Consider the following 17,447-nt stretch of genomic DNA (forward strand, 5'->3'; position numbering starts at 1 on the left):
GGTTATACTTTTAATTTAACGCGCTGGTTCAGGAAATCACGCAATACCTGGTCTATCGGCTGCTGCATGTTCACCAGCCTGTAAAAAATACCGCGGTCGAGGAGCTCTGTCCGCAGTGACGCTAAATATTCATCCAGCTTTTGCTGGTAAGACACAAGCGATTGCCTTGTTTCAACAGGGATCTTCTCTCCTGTTTCAAGATCTTCCAGCGATGTATATCCTTTGTAATCGAGTTCCAGTTCGTTGTTTCCCATCAGGTGAAAAACAATGATCTCGTGTTTCATCAGCGACAATGAATCGAGCAAACGCATGATCTCTCCATTCTTCTGGTAAAAATCTGTGATAAACACCAGCAGCTCTTTTTTATTGCTGCCCGAAAAAATCTCTTTGTATTGTACGGGATCGGTGAAGTTTCCTTTCGGAGAAATGGTTTCAAGCTGGTAATAAAAACGCGACATGTGCTGATGATCCTTTTTAGCGGGCAGCATAAAAAGCGAATCGTTCTTAAACACATAAAGCCCAACTGAGTCGTTCTGGATATTGGCCAGACAACCCAATGATGCTGCGATGTACCGTGCAAACTCCATTTTAGTATAACCACTGTCTTCGTGGTTCATCGATGCACTTGCATCCACCAGGAAGCGGATGGCGATGCTGGTCTCGATCTCCGACTCACGGATGTAATACCTGTCTGATCGCGCATACATCTTCCAATCGAGCTGGCGCAGGTCATCACCAGGCTGGTAGCTCCTGTATTGGCTGAACTCCAGTCCCGGCCCCTTCACCTTACTTTTATTGATCCCCGCCATAAACCCATCCACTGTTGTCTTCGCAGCCAACGGCAGGTTCTTGATTGCCATGATGGTTTTAGGATCCAGTAAACGAGACATGATTGAGGTGTAATTGAATAAGAAACTGAATAATTGGAATTAGGAATTAGTAATTAGGAATTAGGAATTAAAAATTATCAACTAGATAACCACTAATTCTTAATTCCTAATTCCTAATTCTTAATTTATCGGTTTCGGTCTTTTTAACGTTTTAATCAACTCTTCCGTGACCTTATCTGCGATCACGTTTTCCGCATCGGCCTTGAAATTCATCAGCACCCTGTGGCGCAATACGGGGTAAGCCATGGCGTGGATGTCTTCCATAAGAACGGCGTACCTGCCTTTGCAAAGCGCGCGTGCCTTTGAAGTGAGTATGAGGCTTTGCCCGGCGCGTGTACCCGCACCCCAGCGTACCCATTCTTTTACAAAAGCACTGTCGGTTGTATCGGGTCTTGTTGCGCGTACAATATTGCTTACGTATTGAACAAGATCATCGTTGATGCTTACTTCGCGCACGAGCCTTTGCAGTTCCTGTATCTCGGCTGCGCCAAGTATGGGTTGTATCGCAACTTTTTTGCTTCCCGTGGTGCTGCTCAGTACCTGTATCTCTTCCTGCGCCGTTGGATAATCGATCTTGATATAGAGCAGGAACCTGTCGAGCTGCGCCTCCGGTAACGGATAGGTACCTGCCTGCTCTATCGGGTTTTGCGTGGCGAGAATAAAGAAGGGCCTGTCGAGCGGGTAGGTTTGACCGCCATACGTCACTTCAAACTCCTGCATCGCCTCCAGCAGGGCCGATTGTGTTTTGGGTGGTGTTCTGTTGATCTCATCCGCCAGGATGATATTTGCGAACAACGGCCCCTTGTTGAATTTGAAAAAACGCTTCCCTGTAACATGATCCTCTTCCAGTATCTCCGTGCCGATGATGTCTGTGGGCATGAGGTCGGGTGTAAACTGTATGCGGCGGAACGAAAGGTGCAATGCCTGCGACATTGTTTTCACCATTAATGTTTTTGCGAGGCCGGGCACTCCTTCCAGCAAACAATGGCCGCCGGCAAGAAGGGCCACTATGATCTCATCGAGTACGGCGTCTTGTCCAACAATGATCTTCTGGATCTCATCTTTCAGTTGCGATAATTTTACAAGCAGTTCTTTCACCTTTGTTTCTGTCGTCTCCAAAGCAATAATTTTAGGGTCGGTAGATCAGTTAATAACCAGTTACGAGGCATGAAGCAGGATCAGGAAACCAACAGATCTTTGGGTCTGTCGTTCACACTTCGCACCATTCATCGTTACCGTTGGAAATTATAGAAAAAACGCGAGAATTGAGGCGAATGAGAGGACTGTGCGCCAAAATTATGATGAATGGATGAACAGGGCGGGCAAACTTTCCTTTCTTTGAAAGGATTTACATTATATGATAAAATATTAATCTGAACAGATCTGATCGCCGCGCTTTATATTCGTTCTGCGGCTATACCGGAAAGATTGATCATGTCGACACCGAAATTTACATTTACAAGGTTACGTTACCGTTCAGGCGACTGGGACACCGACCAGCGCATGCCCGCCAATGTGCTCAACTCTCTTGTTGAGTATACCACCATCCCCATCAATACCCAGGAGAAAGTGATCGATCTTGGCAGCAATGATATTTTCACCGTTCCGTTCTGTTACCTCAGCGGCCACAAACTGGTGCAGTTTGATGCACAGGAAGCTGCCAATTTTAAAAAATACGTTCTTAATGGCGGCTTTGTTTTCGTAGACGATTGCAACCATGATATCGACGGGCTCTTTGCCAAATCGTTTGAAGCGCAGATGGAGACCTTGTTTGGTGCGGGCGCCCTGAAAAAAATTCCCAATACGCACGATCTCTACAACTGCTTTTTCAAATTCGAAAAAGGCCCACCCAACACGGGTTTTGAACTGAACGGATGGGGCGACGACCTGATACACGATTATCTCAAGGCCATTGAAGTAAATGGAAAGATAGGCGTGCTGTACAGCAACAAGGATTACGGCTGCGAATGGGATTATGATTTCAGGAACAAAAGATTTTTGTCTGAAGACAATACGAAATTCAGCGTCAACATCATCACGTACGCCATGCGGTAAGACATCGCTGTAAACAATTACTTTATCAGCCGTGGCGCCACACCTTCAAACGTGATCTTCACCGGTTCTATTTCTCCTTTTTCATTGAACACCATTTTATCGATGCAAACCACGCGGTGGTTGCCATCTGTTTCGCCCAGGGGGCGGCGGTGATAAACGATGTACCATTCATCCGTACCGGGCACGTTGATCACGGAATGGTGTCCCGCACCGGTGGCCACCAGCGGATCCTGTTTGAGAACGGTGCCGATCCTTTTAAAAGGCCCGAAAGGAGAATCGCCTATTGCGTAAGCGACCTGGTAATTGGGGCCCGTCCACCCGCCTTCGCTCCACATGAAATAGTATTTGCCGTCTTTTTTAAACATAAAGGGCCCCTCAACATAACCTTCAGGAGTAATGGATCTGAAAGTGGTGCCGTCGGAAAACGGTTCCAGCGCCGTAAAATCCTTGTTGAGCCTCGCGATGTTGCAGTGTCTCCATCCGCCGTAGATAATATAATACTGGTTATCGGAATCCCTGAAAACAAACTGGTCGATGGGTTGCGCGCCATTGTAAAATTTATCGATCAGTGGTTTGCCGATATGATCCCTGAACGGGCCCTCCGGTTTGTCTGCAACAGCAACGCCAATGCCGCCTTTGGCGCTGTCGTTCTGGATATCGTTTGCCCCGAAAAACAAAAAATAACGACCATCTTTTTTCACGATCGCCGGCGCCCACATGGCGCGCCAGGCCCATTTGATGGAAGAGGTGTCGAGGATGCGTTCGTGTTTGGTCCAGTTTACCAGGTCAGGCGATGAAAATGCATCAAGGAAAACCTGCTGGTTATACTTAGCAGAATAAGTTGGGTAGATCCAATACGTTTTCCCAAAAACAGCCGCTTCGGGATCTGCGTACCAGCCGGGGAAAACCGGGTTGCCCGAAGTTTTCTTTTCCTGCGCCGGCGCCGCCGTTGATATACCGATCAGTAAGAAAAACCAGAGGAATATTCTTTTCTGCATGTTGTCTGGATTAGGAAAGAAAGATAGGAAGAAATAGCAGTCATTACAGAATTGCACGACGAAAAATTACACCCCGCACAAGAAGGAACGTGTTGACTTGAAGGTATTATTTACACGGGAAGATCTATCAACAGAACGTTGACGAAAAACCGGGCCTATAAATAATTCTCGATCGAAGAGAGACTGATCGGTTTCTGCAATTTGGTGAAAACCGGCGCCACAGAATGGGGCAATGCATCGGCCGCACTAAAAAGCGTTATGCGCATCGATGGGTATTTCTGGTGAATCTTTTCAGCTTCTACCCAGCCATAGCCGTCGGGCAGGTTGTTGTCCAGCAGCACCACATCGGGGTGAACATCGTCCAGTTTCTTTAACCCGTCGGCAAGAGAGTGCGCGCAATCGACCGTATAGTCTTTCCGGCGGAGATAACTGCTGATCACCGTACACAGGTCAACTTCATCATCGATTATAAGTACACTTCTTGGCATACCCTATTAAAGTCAAATTCATGCCAACCCCATACCGTAGAAAGATTTGCCCGCGTTGTTAAAGAAATCTAAAGGGAAATGCAGTCTTTTTTCAAAAATTAATCCACCCGCACAAAATCCATCATCTCCCCTTCTATCACAAACCGGTTGATCTTTCCCGCGGTATCCCTTGAAAATTTTACAAACCCGAAATCGTCTTTCTTTACGAACGGCAGTTGTATATCGTCCATCCTTGGATGAATGATCACCAGGTTACCGTTCCTGGTGCCGATCTGAAGAGAAGAACCGAGTTCCGGGGAAAAATAAGTACCCATGTATTCATCGAGCGGGATGTCTGCAGAACGCCGGGTATTCGATTCCATTTCCTGTAACACTGCCTCAGCATTCGGTGTACGTGCAAGCGAAGGTATATTAGGGCGGGCATCTAAAAAAAGATCTCCTATTTTTGTTGCCCTTCCGTAACTCGCATCGTTGTCGTCGTTGCTGAGGTAAACAACAGCCAGTCCCTCGCCGGGAAAACGGGCGATCGATGTACGGAAACCGGTGAACAGGCCAAGATGGTCTATCTTATCGAAGCTTTTGTATTTTGCAATGTTGTTTCCAAAACCGTAGGGCACTTGCTTCCCATCGTTCAATACCCCTTTCGAAGCAAGCATCTGCTCCATACCTGGTGTGATGAGCTGTTTGGTGTTGAAACTGTTCAGCCATTTCAACAGGTCGTTCATGTTTGAATTACAACCCTGCGATCCAACAACCGTGTTGTTCTGCAGCCGTTGTTCAAAACCTTCAGCAGCCGGTTTATAGCTAACCACTTTGTTGTTGTAGAGCCCACCGGCTTTTTCTTTGAAGAAGGTTGCATTCATCTGCAAAGGATCAAAAACATTTTCCTTCATCCACGATGCAAACGATTGTTTGGTTACGCGGGCAACCAGGCTTGCCAGCAGGCTGTAATTGGTGTTGCTGTAACTGTATCTTTCGCCGGGTGCAAACTTCAAATGTTTTTGGTTGATGGCGAAACGGAGCACCATCTCCTGCGTTACCACATCTTCCGGCGTTAACCCCATAAACTGGAAACACGATACAAAATCACGGATCCCGCTTGTGTGGTGTACGAGGTGTGCGATGGTGATCGTTTTTCCGTAGTCCGGCAATTCGGGAATGTATTTCCTGATGTCGTCTTCAATAGCGATCAGCTTCCTGTCTGCCAGCATGGCAATGGCAAATGCAGTAAACTGCTTGGAAACAGAAGCAAGATCGAACATCGCATCCGGCCCTATCTTTTGCATGGCATCGAGGTTGGCGTAGCCTTTGTAATCCTCAAACACTATCCTGTTGTCTTTGATCACCATAACCGCGGCCCCGGGGCCGTTGCCCTCGTACCAGCTGTCAAAAAGCTGGTGCGCCTTGCCGGGTTTGTTGGCCTTCATTTTTTCTATTTTGTTCAGCGTGATGGTATACTCACCTGAAACGGGTTTAACAAAGTTCCAGTGAACGGATATTTTATAGTCGCCGCTTGTGTCGGCGATGATGTTGACCACTTCTTTGTGCCCGGTGCCGTTGTCATCAACCACTTGCCGAAGACTGTCGTTCGGCCCGCGCACCACTGCATAAAGGCTCACCTGTTTTTGGAACAGCGAGATGCTTGCCATCTCGTTCTTACGGAGATGAATGGTATAAACTTCGGGTTGTAAAGCAGAAAGGGTGGCCGCGACCGTTTTGCCGGGCACGAGTTTTACCTGGGCCCGGAGCGCTGCACAACATACAAGACAAGACAACAGGAGTTGAAAACGGATGATCTTTCCCATAACTACAGAACCTTGTTTTTTGAAAAAGGTTACTGTGAAGAGGCTGAAAAATGCAAAAGGTTCGGAAGCATGCGGTCTTTTATGGGCATTGAAACAACCGTCGCCCGGATCGCGTCAACCCTGTTTGCCATGAACCATAAAAAAAAGGGAAATGCTTTCGCATTTCCCTTTCCTTATTCAGCCGGGACAACCCGGTACTGGTGTTTTAGTTTTTAACGTAGTAACGGGCGGTTTCGCTGAACAGCGGCATCTGCGCCACACCTGCGCCGGTTCCTGAAACACCTGCCGGGAAGGCTTCGTATTTCTTGTCACCGTAGTAGATGTCTACACCGAAATCGTAGTAGTCGTTGTTTACACCGTTCGCGCCAAACAAGGCAACCAGTTCGGCACCTGTGAAGGTGAACTGGGTTGGGTACGCAGTTGCTGCGTTTGCCTTGTAAACTTTTACGTTGTTGTTGTTTACAGCAGTAGCTGTATTGTTTTTCCGTACGGCGATGTCAATCTTTGTTGGCACCATGCCGGCAAAATAGTTGCTTACCGTGAATTTTGCCGTGAACGTGGCCTGTGTAGCAACACGGATCGTATCGTTGGCAACATCTTTTGCAGTTGAAATGGCCGGAACCTTCTCCGTGGTCACCCTGTTGGGAATGGCGCCATCGTCTTTCTTACAACTGGTGAACGCTACGATGGCTCCCAGTGCAACTGACAGTAGAATATTTATTTTTTTCATTTTCATAATCTGTTAAGTTATTAATGATTCATTCTTTCCATTACGATCAAGGCTGCCAGAACACTTTAAATGACTCAGGGATCTTTTGTGGCGGAGCATTTGGATTCAGTGCAATCTCATTCGTGTTGAATGGAAGAGACCATGGATATTTCTTGTCGTTCGAAACCGGCGTTACCTTTCCATCAGGCGCTGTAACGCTGCTCACTGTTCCTTCCGGAGCAGGTGCGAACAGTACCGGGAATTTGGTCCTTCTGTAATCATTATAGTTATCAAATGGATTCTCGATCCTGTTGATCCATTTTTCAGTCATGATCAGTTCCAGTTGTTTTCCAGGGTTGGCATCAAACGCTGCGAGCACGGCTGCTTTGTAAGTAGTGGCTGCTGCTGTTGTTGCTGCGATAGAAGGCACTGTTTGCGGAGCACCTGCAGTTCCCGGTTTAACATAGGTGGTGATGTAATATTCCATCTGGTTGAAAGAAGCATCGATCGCAGCTGCGAAAGAAGCCCTTGCGGTTCCTGTTGTTACCACACCTGCCTGTTGCAGCTCTGCTTCAATGAACAGGCGGTCTGCATAAGAGATGAATGTGTGTGGAAGGGCACCTGTACCCGCTACAGCGCCACCGCCGAGGGCAGTGATCGATTTACCGGCACCATCTTCGTAACGGCCACCTACAGGGTAGATACCGAGCAAAGAATAGGTTGCGCTGTTTGAACCATCACGGCAGTTACCGTTTGATCCGAACCAGATCGTAACAAATCCGCCATCGCGGTATTCTGTACAGTTCTCTGGTGCAGCACCCGGTAATTTCTGGTTGTAGATGTAGTAAGGAAGACGTGGATCCGCGATACCTGTAAGTATACCTGGGTTCGTTCCTTTCATGATCTCATACATCCATGGGCTGAACAACTGTCCACCACGCTGTGTAGCGTTGTAGTCGCCGTAGCCTGGGTGACGGTCATCGGTAGTTCCGTTCGGACCATAAGGAAGGATGAAGTTCTCAGACTGTTGGTTGATCAATGATGCAGGAGTAGCGAGCAATGCTGTAACAGCAGCTTTCACATCCTGAACCAGGCGTACCTGGTTGTACATTTTCAATTTGAGTGTGTTGGCGGCTTTGATCCAGTTTGCCAGGTTCCCTTTGTAGATGTAATCATCTGCAGCAGGTTTTGAAGGCTGAACGGCAGTGCTGTTCAGGTCGGCAATACCTTCATCGATCATCGCAAACAGTTTAGGATAAACCGTTGCGCCTTTGTCGAATTTAGGAGCTACAACACCTTCAGAGAATTTATCGTGGTCGGTGAAAACGATATCACCAAAAATATCAACCAATACACTGTAAGCATACGCTTTCATGATCTTGGCGATACCTACATATGCAAAACGGCTCTCTGTTGTACCACGTGCAATGATCACATTAAGATTGGTGATCGCATTGTACATGCTGGTCCAGGTACCATCTGTTGTTCCACCGTACCTGTCGGCCGCAACACGCCCGATGGTTTGGTGTGTGTAAACAGATGTAACGCCACCGAGGGTGGAACCGAGTGCGGTTGCATTACCGATAGACCTTTCAGCGCCGCTCAACAGGAGTGAAATGGGAACGTTGGTGGGGCTGTTCAGGTTTTTGTTTACATCGAGGAATTTCTTGCAACCTGTTCCCACAAGTGCAAGCATTGCCAGCGCTGTAAACGAGTATATTATATTTTTTCTCTTTCTCATAATTTAAAATTTACGTAGTGATTATTAGAAAGTTACGTTCAAGTTGATACCGTATCTTTTTGTACTTGGCGCACCACCGGTTTCCACACCCTGTGCATTGGCACTTGTTGTAGAGTTGATATCCGGATCGAAGTGAGTGAACTTAGGCAGGTTTGGCGCAAGGAACCAGAGGTTACGGCCGCTGAGCGACAAAGTAACGTTGGTCAGCTTGAGTTTGCGCACGATGTTCTGTGGCAAAGAATAGCCTAAAGAAACCTCTCTCAGCCTGTACACAGTACCATCAAATACTGAATACTCGAAAGAACCGTTTGTTGCGAAGCTCGCACCTGTACCTTGTGTAAAGAACAGGTCGTTTGTGGTTACCCTTGTCTGGTTAGGGATGAATTTACCGCCTGAGGTCAATGGAACATAGTGTGCTTTACCATCTGCACCAATTACCTGGTTAGGGTTGGCGTATACACCTACGATCACACGGCTGGTTTCCCTGTCGTATGTATCCATGGTTACACCACGGCCCAGCATACCGCTGATTGTTTCAGAGTAGAAACGGCCGCCTTGTGACCAATCCCAGAGAACGTTCAGTTGCAGTCCTTTCCAGTTGAAAGTATTTGTCAGACCTAATTTGAAATCAGGTGTAGGATCGCCAACGATACCTTCGTTCGGTTCGTTCAGCGGCATACCAGATGTTGGGTGGATCAATACCTGTCCGTCGTCTGTACGTGCAGTAAATGATCCTCTCAGGTAACCGTAAGGCATTCCTGGTTCAGCCCAGTTGTAACCACCCACCTGGAACCTTGTGATTCCCTGTGTGAGTTCTGTAACGATGTTTTTGTTTTTGGTGAAGATCGCTCTCACTGTCCACTGGAAATCTTTGCTTGCTACCGGTTTAAGATCCAATGCAGCTTCGATACCTTCGTTTTTGATACCACCGATGTTGGTATAGGTGGTTGTGTAACCTGTTGTTACAGGCACGCTCACACCGTAGATGAGTTTGGAAGATCTTTTGTCATACCATGTTACTTCGAAACCTACCCTTCCTTTGAACATACGGAACTCTGTACCGATCTCGAACTCCCTTGTAAACTCGGGGGTCAGGTTTGGATCGTAAGCAGTACCATCTTTTGTTGAGTAAGGCTGGCCGAGGAAACCTGTTGCGCTGAGGTTGAAGAGCGCTTCACCGTTCTGCGGATCTGCATCTTTACCCACTCTCGCAAAACCTGCACGGAGCTTACCGTAGTCGAGCCAGTTGGATTTCATTTTCAACGCATCCGTGAAGATCAAAGTTCCTGATACCGCCGGGTAGAAGTACGCTGCGTTTTTGTATGGCAGCGTAGACGTGATATCGGTTCTTGCAGTTGCGTTTAAGAATGCATAGTTTTTGTAACCCAATGTCGCATCAGCAAAGAAACCTACGATCCTCCTGTTTGATCTGCTGTCAGAATTCAAACGCTGAACGGTCGTATTTGTCAAAGTGTATAAACCGGGAATTACAAAGTTCACACCCTGTACGGTCTGGTTGCGTGTTGTTCTTGAGTTGATATCGTTACCTACTTTCACATCCAGTGTAAAGATGTTAGAGATCTTAGGTGTATAGATGGCTACCAAGGTAGACTGGAGCTCTTGTCTCCTGTAAACCTGTTCTGTGATGTTACCGAGGTCGTTATCAGAACCACCGTAAGAAGACTTATCGATGATCTGATCCCTGAAGAGTGCATAGCTGTTCACACCCGCATTGTAGTTGATGGTGAACGTGCTGCTGAAACGGTAAGAAGCCCTGAAGCTTGCTACCAGGCGGTCTTCATACGAAGTGATGGTATTGTGGTACGCACCCCAAACCGGGTTTGTATACTGTCCATCGTTGAAACCGATCTGGCGGCCCGCCCTTGTTTCTGAAGGGAACCCTACGATATCCCAGTTACGCGCCATAGTATAAGTACGGCCCCACTGTGATACGAAACTTTGTGCGGCCCCGATGAAGCCACCCAATTGTTTAGACCTTGTATAGCTCATGGTACCGCCGATGGTTAATTTACCAACTGCAGTTTGTCCACCAACACTGATGCTGTTCTTTGAATAATTAGAGTTGGTGATGTAACCGTTCTGGTCAACGCGAGACAATGTCATGTTGAAAAGAGAGTTGCCTTCACCGCCATTCATACTAACTGAATGTTCCATGAGGTTACCTGTTTTGAAGAGGTTCTTCACGTTATCAGGGTATGCTTTGTAAGCGATCTTTCCACCAGGGAAAAGTTCAGGGTAAGCGGCAACCATAGAAGCCCAGGTAGAACCAGGGATCGAGTCAACGCCTGAAGTAGTTTTTGCGATCACATCGCCTGTTGTGTTGTAAACGTTACCGAGGCCGAATCTTGCACCCCATGAACCGTTAGACGCCTGCACGCGGAAGTTGGCACCGGCACCGTAAGTATTCTGGAACTCGGGGATGTCAGCAACTTTCTCGATGCTGTAACCGGCTTTGTAAGTAACGTTCAAAGATTTTGCACCTTTCTTAGGAGCGCCCGATTTTGTAACGATCATGATAACACCGTTCGCGGCCCTTGAACCGTACAGCGCCGAAGCGGCCGCACCTTTCAGAACGTTGATCGATTCGATATCGTTCGGATCGATGTTACCGATACCCGAACCATACGTACCACCCGCGGTGAACGGGTTAGAAGTGTTTACCACATCATTGCTGTAAGGCAAACCATCCACAACGATCAAAGGCTCACCACCACTGAACGAAGTAACACCACGGATCTGCATACGGGCTGCAGCACCGGGAGCACCTTGTCCTGCGCGGATGTCGAGACCCGGTACTTTACCTGCGAGGGCAGACAAAAGATTGGGCTCTGATTTCTGGAGCACCGCGTCCGATTTGATCGAGGTTACGGCATAACCGAGAGATTTCTCAGAACGTTTGATACCGAGGGCTGTTACCACAACTTCAGCCAGAGAAGGATCTGATAAAACGAGTGAAACGTTGGCAGTAGTTCCTGAAACGGTTACTTCTTTAGTAGTGTAACCTACGCTGGAGATCACTAAAACATCTCCTCTTGAAGCGTTGATCCGGTAGAAACCATCCGAATTGGCCGCGGTGCCCGCAGTTTTTTTCGACTTGATCACAACCGACGCCGAAGGAATTGGAGCTCCCTTCTCATCTGTCACCCTTCCTGAAACGGCGAGGGTCTGTGCTTTACCTGCTATCACAAAGCATAGCATTGTCAGCAGGAGGCTGGACACAATTTTTCTCATGTTGTTTTGTTGTTTTGGTTTAGAATAACTATTAGGCATTCGCCATAAACCGATTTGTGCAGAACCGGTTTACAGTTCTTTAAAAATTTAATTTAGGACTTTTTCTTGCAACCGGAACAAATTATCTCAATTGCGTTTTTTCCATAATGTGTTTATTTTTTGATAAATGATTGTTAAATATAAAGCGGTAGACATAACCGCTGATGAAATCGCTGCGCGTTTTTTGAAAAATGTGGATATTTAAGCGAATTATTAATAATTAATATTTTTATAATCTGTTTATTTTTTACGAGAACCTGCATTTCTGAGAATCCGGTTATGTTAATTTTCTATTATTATTATTTTATTTTATCAGTTAGTGATGGCGCGGGTCCCCAGCCTTGCCCGTTTGTTTCAAAAACAAATTTGTGATAGACAAAGGCAGGAGTTGCCGCCGCCCGGGCCGGGACGAATCAAAAAATCCCGGTGTTCCGGGTAACAAAAATGTAAACATTTTTATTTACATCATATGAACTTCAATGTAAATTTTTACCGGTTACCACGAGATTAAAGGGCGATTAAAATGCATCCCTGCCCGTTATTCATCGATCAAAACCTTTCATCCATTTTACGCGTGGGTTGGATTTGTACCAAAACCTCCCTCATCTGAATAAGTGTCTACCTTTAGGTTATGCAGGAACCGACTCATTTCGTGGCAGAAGATTCGATCGTAAGAAAGATCTGGGGCAGTTCAGATACCATCCTTTTTATTTTTGCAGGATCGGCCGCAGAATTTGCCCTGAACAAGGCGGTGGATTGGCTCTATTATACCGGCAGGCTACCGGCTGACCCTTTGGGACGGCTGTTCTCTACCGTTGCGTATGCAAAAATGATCGTCTTCTCCCCGACCGAAACCGCTAACCATGCCATCGACAAAATCACTTCGATACATGGCGGCATCGAAAACGCACGCAACGCGAAGATTCCAGACTGGGCATACCGCGACGTGTTGTACATGCTCATCTATTATTCCATCGTATCCTATGAATTGCTTGAACGCAAACTCAGTTCCACCGAAAAAGAAGAAGTATACGATGTGTTCCACCGCATGGGTACACGCATGGGTTTGCGTGAACTCCCGGGCAATTACAACAACTGGCTTCTCTCGCGCGCGCAGCACCTCGAGAACGATCTCACAAAAAGTAAGTATACAGGCGATCTCTACCTGCAATACCGCAAACACCTGGGCGCAGTTCGATACACGCTGCTACTCGATGCCCAGAAAATGATCCTGCCAAACCGCGCCAAAGAACTGCTCGGCATGAGCGGAACCCAATGGCTGCGGCCCGTTGTTCCCCTATACAGGATCATAAAGAAATTGCGCGGCGATCGTTGGATCAAGCACATTCTTCTTCCCAAAAAATACAAGGAACAGGTATTCGGGCTGGATGAAAAATGAATAAAACCGACGGATGGATAAATGTTGCGCCTCAAAAAATCTTCCTCTCTTAGTGTTATCGGAGTTTAGCTGCTGAATTTACGTATGGCAGAACGCAGGTTTACCAGGGAGCCACCATGCAGGTGATCACTTATGGTTGAAAGGATCGAGATCAATGTTGAAAAACTTTCCGGCTTTCTCAGGAAACAAAGCGCGCCCATTTCCTCCGCTCTCTGTTCTTCCAGTTGCTGATCGGATGTGCTGTAGATGATTACGGGGATGTGTTTTATCTCTTCAATTTTCTTCAAGGCTTCCAAACACCGCCAGCCATTCATCAGCGGCATGTTGAGATCCAGAAAAATGATATCGGGCCTCGCCACTTTCTGTTCAATCAACTGGTTGATGAGCTGCAAGCCGTCCAGCGCCTTGTCAAACACGATCGACCTGTCCAGCTCCGCAAGTGCGGCCGCAAACAACTCATGGTCGTCGCTGTCATCGTCGGCGAGAAGAAATGTTTGTGACATCGGTCTGGATTTTAGGTTGGATTCGCATAGTAAAGGTAAACTTTAATTCTGCGGATTGCAACAGTCAAAGTCATCTAATTGTAAACAAATATTTCGTTTTGATGACCACTGCTTTTTTGTTGCACGCGTTCCACTTTTTCACTGCCGATGGCCGATCCAAAAAAAATTGCCGCAGCTTAAAGCAGCATACCGGAACAAACCGGCACCTGCCAACTGCAGCAATCGTTGTTACTCACTTGTATCCATCATTCCAAACTGCTAGCTCCATGGATCCAGGACCACTTTCACACAATTGTCCTCTTTCTTTTTGAAAATATCGTACCCCTTCGCTATTTCAGACAAAGGCAGGCGGTGCGTTATTACATCATCAAGTCTTACGCGGCCCGATTGCACGTGGTCAAGCAATGTGTCAATGTATTTGTGCACCGGCGCCTGGCCGCATTTGATGGTGATGCCTTTGTCGAAGATCTGTCCCACCGGGAAATTATCGTACGGTGTGGGATACACCCCCAGTATGGAAAGCGTTCCATTTCTTCTTACTGCGCTGATGCATGCTTCCAGCACCTTGGTTGAACCCGATTCCATGTTGATCACGGCTTTTGCCTTGTCGAAAAAAGTCCTGTCGGGTTCAAAACCCACCGCTTCCACGCAAAGGTCTGCGCCACGGTTGTTGGTTTTCGACCGGATGTATTCGATCGCATTTTTGCCATCGTCTTCCCAAAGAACAGTGTCAACGCCCGCCGCGGCTGCGGCTTTATCGAGCCGGTATTGCAATGTATCAACGATGATCACATGTCCGGCCCCGCACAGCACCGCGCTTTTTGCGGCCATGATCCCTACGGGACCCGAACCGAAAATGGCCACCGTTTCGCCGCCTTGCAGGTTGCCCCAGTCTATGCCGGTATAACCCGTAGGAAAAATATCGGTGAGAAATAAAACCTGTTCATCGGTAAGGTTGTCGGGAACGAGCCTGGGGCCGTAATCGGCATAGGGTACACGAACGTATTGGGCCTGCCCACCATCGTATCCACCGTATAGATCCGTGTAACCGAACAGGGCCCCTCCTTTTTCGGTAAGCAATCCGCCTTCGGGTCCGTAGTTCGAGTTGGAGTGCTCGCAATTAACAGGAGAATCGTGTTTACAAAAAAAGCAGCCACCACACGCGATGGGAAAAGGAACCACTACGCGGTCGCCTTTTTTCAGGTTGGTGATCGACTTACCTGTTTCTTCAACAATACCCATGAATTCGTGGCCGAGTACCATGGGCTTTGGCTGCGGGATTCCGCCCGAATAAATGTGGAGGTCGGATCCGCAGATGGCGGTGGCGGTAACTTTTAAAATGATATCGCGGTTGTTCTGAATGATGGGGTCGTCTACTGTATCGTATTGGACGTTGCGCGGCCCATGGATCACTGCTGCTTTCATAAAATCTGTTTTTGTTGATTAAGTTATCTGAACCAACAAACCACGCACAATTAACCTGCCATGCAGTTTTGATCGTGTTTTGTAGAAATTAAACTGCGAACAACTTTACCTGTATAGAAATTGTGGAAGCTCAGTCGGGGTTTTGCAGGAGATAGGCATAGAGTTGTTGCAACAGGATTTCGGTAAAGTAGATCTGTGTTTCCTCTCCTTCTTTTTTTGTGCTCTCCACCCGCCCGCTGTTGATGATCTTGTTATCGTAGCTGATTGCAAAATAGGCATACATCTCTCCGCCTGATTCTTTTCCGGCGGCAGCATACCCACATACACCCACACCCCAGTCGCTCTTGAACAACTCACAAACATGAAGCGCCATGCTCTCGGCAACCTGTTCCGATACGCAATTGCAGGCCTGCGCATGGATCGGGTCAACCAGCAGGTGGCGGTATTTTTGCCCGAGGTTATAAGCGGTTATACCTCCCTGGAAAAAATCCTTTGCATCTTTCGCATTCGAGATAGCGGCCTGCAGGTAACCCGATGTAACACTCTCGGCCACCGCAAGCGTTTCTTTGCGGGCGATCATTTTATCACGCACGGCATCCACCAATTCTTTGTTGAACATGTTCCCTCTTTTTAAATCCCATAAAAAAATTTGTGCCGCGGTTCTATTGAACAGCAGCAAGGCGGCGCTTGCAGAATAGGAAAGCGTACGGAGAGAAATTAGAGATGCTGATGATGTGGATACCGGATCCAGGCCGGCGCATGGCAAATTCTTCAGCCAGTTACCAACGGATCATCGAACCACGCGTGTGTTGATCCTATTGTTTTTCCCCTCGACCAGGATCTTATACAATGAAAGATTTTTCTGCCTCGGCACAAACGAAAACCGCCGCGCCTGGGCCGGTAGTGTTGCGAGTTTTAGATAAGTGTCTTCTTTGCCTTCTTTCGCATGGTCGGTGGTTGTGAGCAGCAGGGTTACGTTTTCATTTTTACCGAATGCATCCCATGTAACGGTCAGCGAATCACCAACCATTGCTGCTTTTGCATTTGCAACAGATACTGCGCCGGTTAGCGGTACGCCATCCAGTTCTCTTTGTGTATGTAAAGGAACATCGATAGAGAGATGCCTTGCCATCGTTGGCAAAAGATCGGTTATCGCCGGCTGGTTGTTTTTGAAATATTCATTTGTTGTTTTTAAGTTGGAGAACAACCAGGTTGTCCTCTCCCTTTCAGATTGCCCGCCGTGGTTCCTGCCCGTTACACTATCGCGGCCATGATCCGTCGTAACCAGGATGAGCCAGTCTTCTTTGAAATTCTTTTCCCTGTATTGTATCGCATCCCAGATCTTTCCAACCTGTTGATCAAGCATGGCAACGGCTTCGTTCTGCCTGGGGCCGGTTCCGTGGCGGTGCCCCATATCGTCTGTGTACTCGAGGTAAACCCAGGAAAGATCGTATCCATTCTCCTTTACTGAGCGCGCCGCATCGTTCACCACTGCTTCATCGATGAGATGAATGTAGTAGCTTTCTTTGTCGTGCGGAAATGCAACCGTATCCAGTTCATATCCATCAAAAGCATGGTTCATTTTGATGGATTTTGTCTGCGGCAGACCTTCTCCAATAAGTTTTGTCCGGTTGTCGAGCCATGTTGAATAAATGGCAATGGACCTATCGGGATATTGATCTTTGAACAAACGGAATATCGTGGGATAATTGTAATTCGGCGCTTTGATGTCGTTCCCCCAGACATTGTGTTTGTTTACCCAGGTTCCGGTGATCAGGCTGTTGTAACTTACTGCAGAAATGGTTGGCGTTTGAGAGTAGCCGTTTTTCAATCCGCCAACGTAGGCTCTCTTGTAGCTCCCTGCATTTTTTATTTTGTCGAGATTGGGATGCGGTACGGATTCGATCACATCCGCGGGAATGCCATCGGCAATGATGAACACGACTTTCTTTGGCTGTTGTGCCTGCGCTGTTGTAAGCAAGGCGAGGAAGGCAAGGGCGATAAGGGCTTTCATGGGAGGGTTGTTGCTTGGCGCTAAGTTATTCAACCGTGAACAAAAAGAGACAAACGATGGGCAAAGACTTTACAACCGGTTTTCTTTACGGGAATTTGCATGATAGCCATTGATCAATCGTTCAAAGGC

Annotated in this window: 14 protein-coding genes; 2 read left to right on the forward strand and 12 right to left on the reverse strand. The window is 47.4% G+C overall.

The annotated features are described in order from the left end of the window. Window positions 1-2: 2 nt before the first annotated feature. Together GWC95_RS05540 and GWC95_RS05545 are read right to left on the reverse strand one after the other, a co-directional pair. Window positions 3-890, reverse strand: coding sequence for a DUF58 domain-containing protein (locus GWC95_RS05540; protein WP_202630225.1), 888 nt, complete (start codon window positions 888-890; stop codon window positions 3-5). Between the two features lie 120 nt (window positions 891-1,010). Continuing rightward, window positions 1,011-2,009 (reverse strand): AAA family ATPase, encoded by a 999-nt coding sequence (locus GWC95_RS05545; protein ID WP_161817702.1) that lies wholly within the window; start codon window positions 2,007-2,009, stop codon window positions 1,011-1,013. 315 nt (window positions 2,010-2,324) lie between these two features. On the opposite strand from GWC95_RS05545, the gene GWC95_RS05550 reads away from it, so the two are divergent. Continuing rightward, the gene (locus GWC95_RS05550; RefSeq protein ID WP_161817703.1) at window positions 2,325-2,945 is read left to right on the forward strand and encodes a DUF4159 domain-containing protein; all 621 of its coding nucleotides are present in this window, start codon (window positions 2,325-2,327) and stop codon (window positions 2,943-2,945) included. 17 nt (window positions 2,946-2,962) lie between these two features. Here GWC95_RS05550 and GWC95_RS05555 read toward each other — a convergent pair whose 3' ends face one another. The 6 genes from GWC95_RS05555 to GWC95_RS05580 all read right to left on the reverse strand — a co-directional run bounded on the left by GWC95_RS05555 (window position 2,963) and on the right by GWC95_RS05580 (window position 11,938). Next, the gene (locus tag GWC95_RS05555; RefSeq protein WP_161817704.1) at window positions 2,963-3,943 is read right to left on the reverse strand and encodes a glycoside hydrolase family 43 protein; all 981 of its coding nucleotides are present in this window, start codon (window positions 3,941-3,943) and stop codon (window positions 2,963-2,965) included. 155 nt (window positions 3,944-4,098) lie between these two features. Beyond that, window positions 4,099-4,431 carry a response regulator gene (locus GWC95_RS05560; protein ID WP_161817705.1) on the reverse strand — a complete coding sequence of 111 codons (333 nt, stop codon included), beginning with the start codon at window positions 4,429-4,431 and terminating at the stop codon, window positions 4,099-4,101. A 98-nt stretch (window positions 4,432-4,529) separates the two neighbouring features. Next, the gene (locus GWC95_RS05565) at window positions 4,530-6,236 is read right to left on the reverse strand and encodes a serine hydrolase domain-containing protein (RefSeq protein ID WP_161817706.1); all 1,707 of its coding nucleotides are present in this window, start codon (window positions 6,234-6,236) and stop codon (window positions 4,530-4,532) included. Window positions 6,237-6,441: 205 nt separating this feature from the next. Further along, window positions 6,442-6,966 carry a hypothetical protein gene (locus GWC95_RS05570; RefSeq protein ID WP_161817707.1) on the reverse strand — a complete coding sequence of 175 codons (525 nt, stop codon included), beginning with the start codon at window positions 6,964-6,966 and terminating at the stop codon, window positions 6,442-6,444. Between the two features lie 46 nt (window positions 6,967-7,012). Next, window positions 7,013-8,686, reverse strand: coding sequence for a SusD/RagB family nutrient-binding outer membrane lipoprotein (locus tag GWC95_RS05575; protein ID WP_161817708.1), 1,674 nt, complete (start codon window positions 8,684-8,686; stop codon window positions 7,013-7,015). Between the two features lie 24 nt (window positions 8,687-8,710). Next, complete coding sequence (locus GWC95_RS05580) at window positions 8,711-11,938, reverse strand: SusC/RagA family TonB-linked outer membrane protein (RefSeq protein WP_161817709.1); 3,228 nt, start codon at window positions 11,936-11,938, stop codon at window positions 8,711-8,713. A gap of 670 nt (window positions 11,939-12,608) precedes the next feature. On the opposite strand from GWC95_RS05580, the gene GWC95_RS05585 reads away from it, so the two are divergent. Next, window positions 12,609-13,376, forward strand: a complete 768-nt coding sequence (locus GWC95_RS05585) for an oxygenase MpaB family protein (RefSeq protein ID WP_161817710.1) — start codon at window positions 12,609-12,611, stop codon at window positions 13,374-13,376. 65 nt (window positions 13,377-13,441) lie between these two features. On the opposite strand, the gene GWC95_RS05590 is transcribed toward GWC95_RS05585, so the two are convergent. The 4 genes from GWC95_RS05590 to GWC95_RS05605 all read right to left on the reverse strand — a co-directional run bounded on the left by GWC95_RS05590 (window position 13,442) and on the right by GWC95_RS05605 (window position 17,318). After that, window positions 13,442-13,879, reverse strand: coding sequence for a response regulator (locus tag GWC95_RS05590; RefSeq protein ID WP_161817711.1), 438 nt, complete (start codon window positions 13,877-13,879; stop codon window positions 13,442-13,444). 258 nt (window positions 13,880-14,137) lie between these two features. Next, window positions 14,138-15,304 carry a zinc-dependent alcohol dehydrogenase gene (locus tag GWC95_RS05595; RefSeq protein ID WP_161817712.1) on the reverse strand — a complete coding sequence of 389 codons (1,167 nt, stop codon included), beginning with the start codon at window positions 15,302-15,304 and terminating at the stop codon, window positions 14,138-14,140. Window positions 15,305-15,434: 130 nt separating this feature from the next. After that, window positions 15,435-15,923, reverse strand: a complete 489-nt coding sequence (locus GWC95_RS05600) for a CinA family protein (RefSeq protein ID WP_161817713.1) — start codon at window positions 15,921-15,923, stop codon at window positions 15,435-15,437. 171 nt (window positions 15,924-16,094) lie between these two features. Further along, window positions 16,095-17,318 carry an alkaline phosphatase family protein gene (locus GWC95_RS05605; RefSeq protein WP_161817714.1) on the reverse strand — a complete coding sequence of 408 codons (1,224 nt, stop codon included), beginning with the start codon at window positions 17,316-17,318 and terminating at the stop codon, window positions 16,095-16,097. Between the last annotated feature and the right edge of the window lie 129 nt (window positions 17,319-17,447).

This window comes from Sediminibacterium roseum (assembly GCF_009939005.1).
Taxonomy (GTDB): Bacteria; Bacteroidota; Bacteroidia; order Chitinophagales; family Chitinophagaceae; genus Sediminibacterium; species Sediminibacterium roseum.

Coding starts and splice junctions, on each gene's coding strand:
- GWC95_RS05540 (WP_202630225.1), bottom strand. CDS start 890: ATGTCTCGTTTACTGGATCCTAAAACCATCATGGCAATCAAGAACCTG.
- GWC95_RS05550 (WP_161817703.1), top strand. CDS start 2,325: ATGTCGACACCGAAATTTACATTTACAAGGTTACGTTACCGTTCAGGC.
- GWC95_RS05555 (WP_161817704.1), bottom strand. CDS start 3,943: ATGCAGAAAAGAATATTCCTCTGGTTTTTCTTACTGATCGGTATATCA.
- GWC95_RS05560 (WP_161817705.1), bottom strand. CDS start 4,431: ATGCCAAGAAGTGTACTTATAATCGATGATGAAGTTGACCTGTGTACG.
- GWC95_RS05565 (WP_161817706.1), bottom strand. CDS start 6,236: ATGGGAAAGATCATCCGTTTTCAACTCCTGTTGTCTTGTCTTGTATGT.
- GWC95_RS05570 (WP_161817707.1), bottom strand. CDS start 6,966: ATGAAAAAAATAAATATTCTACTGTCAGTTGCACTGGGAGCCATCGTA.
- GWC95_RS05575 (WP_161817708.1), bottom strand. CDS start 8,686: ATGAGAAAGAGAAAAAATATAATATACTCGTTTACAGCGCTGGCAATG.
- GWC95_RS05580 (WP_161817709.1), bottom strand. CDS start 11,938: ATGAGAAAAATTGTGTCCAGCCTCCTGCTGACAATGCTATGCTTTGTG.
- GWC95_RS05585 (WP_161817710.1), top strand. CDS start 12,609: ATGCAGGAACCGACTCATTTCGTGGCAGAAGATTCGATCGTAAGAAAG.
- GWC95_RS05590 (WP_161817711.1), bottom strand. CDS start 13,879: ATGTCACAAACATTTCTTCTCGCCGACGATGACAGCGACGACCATGAG.
- GWC95_RS05595 (WP_161817712.1), bottom strand. CDS start 15,304: ATGAAAGCAGCAGTGATCCATGGGCCGCGCAACGTCCAATACGATACA.
- GWC95_RS05600 (WP_161817713.1), bottom strand. CDS start 15,923: ATGTTCAACAAAGAATTGGTGGATGCCGTGCGTGATAAAATGATCGCC.
- GWC95_RS05605 (WP_161817714.1), bottom strand. CDS start 17,318: ATGAAAGCCCTTATCGCCCTTGCCTTCCTCGCCTTGCTTACAACAGCG.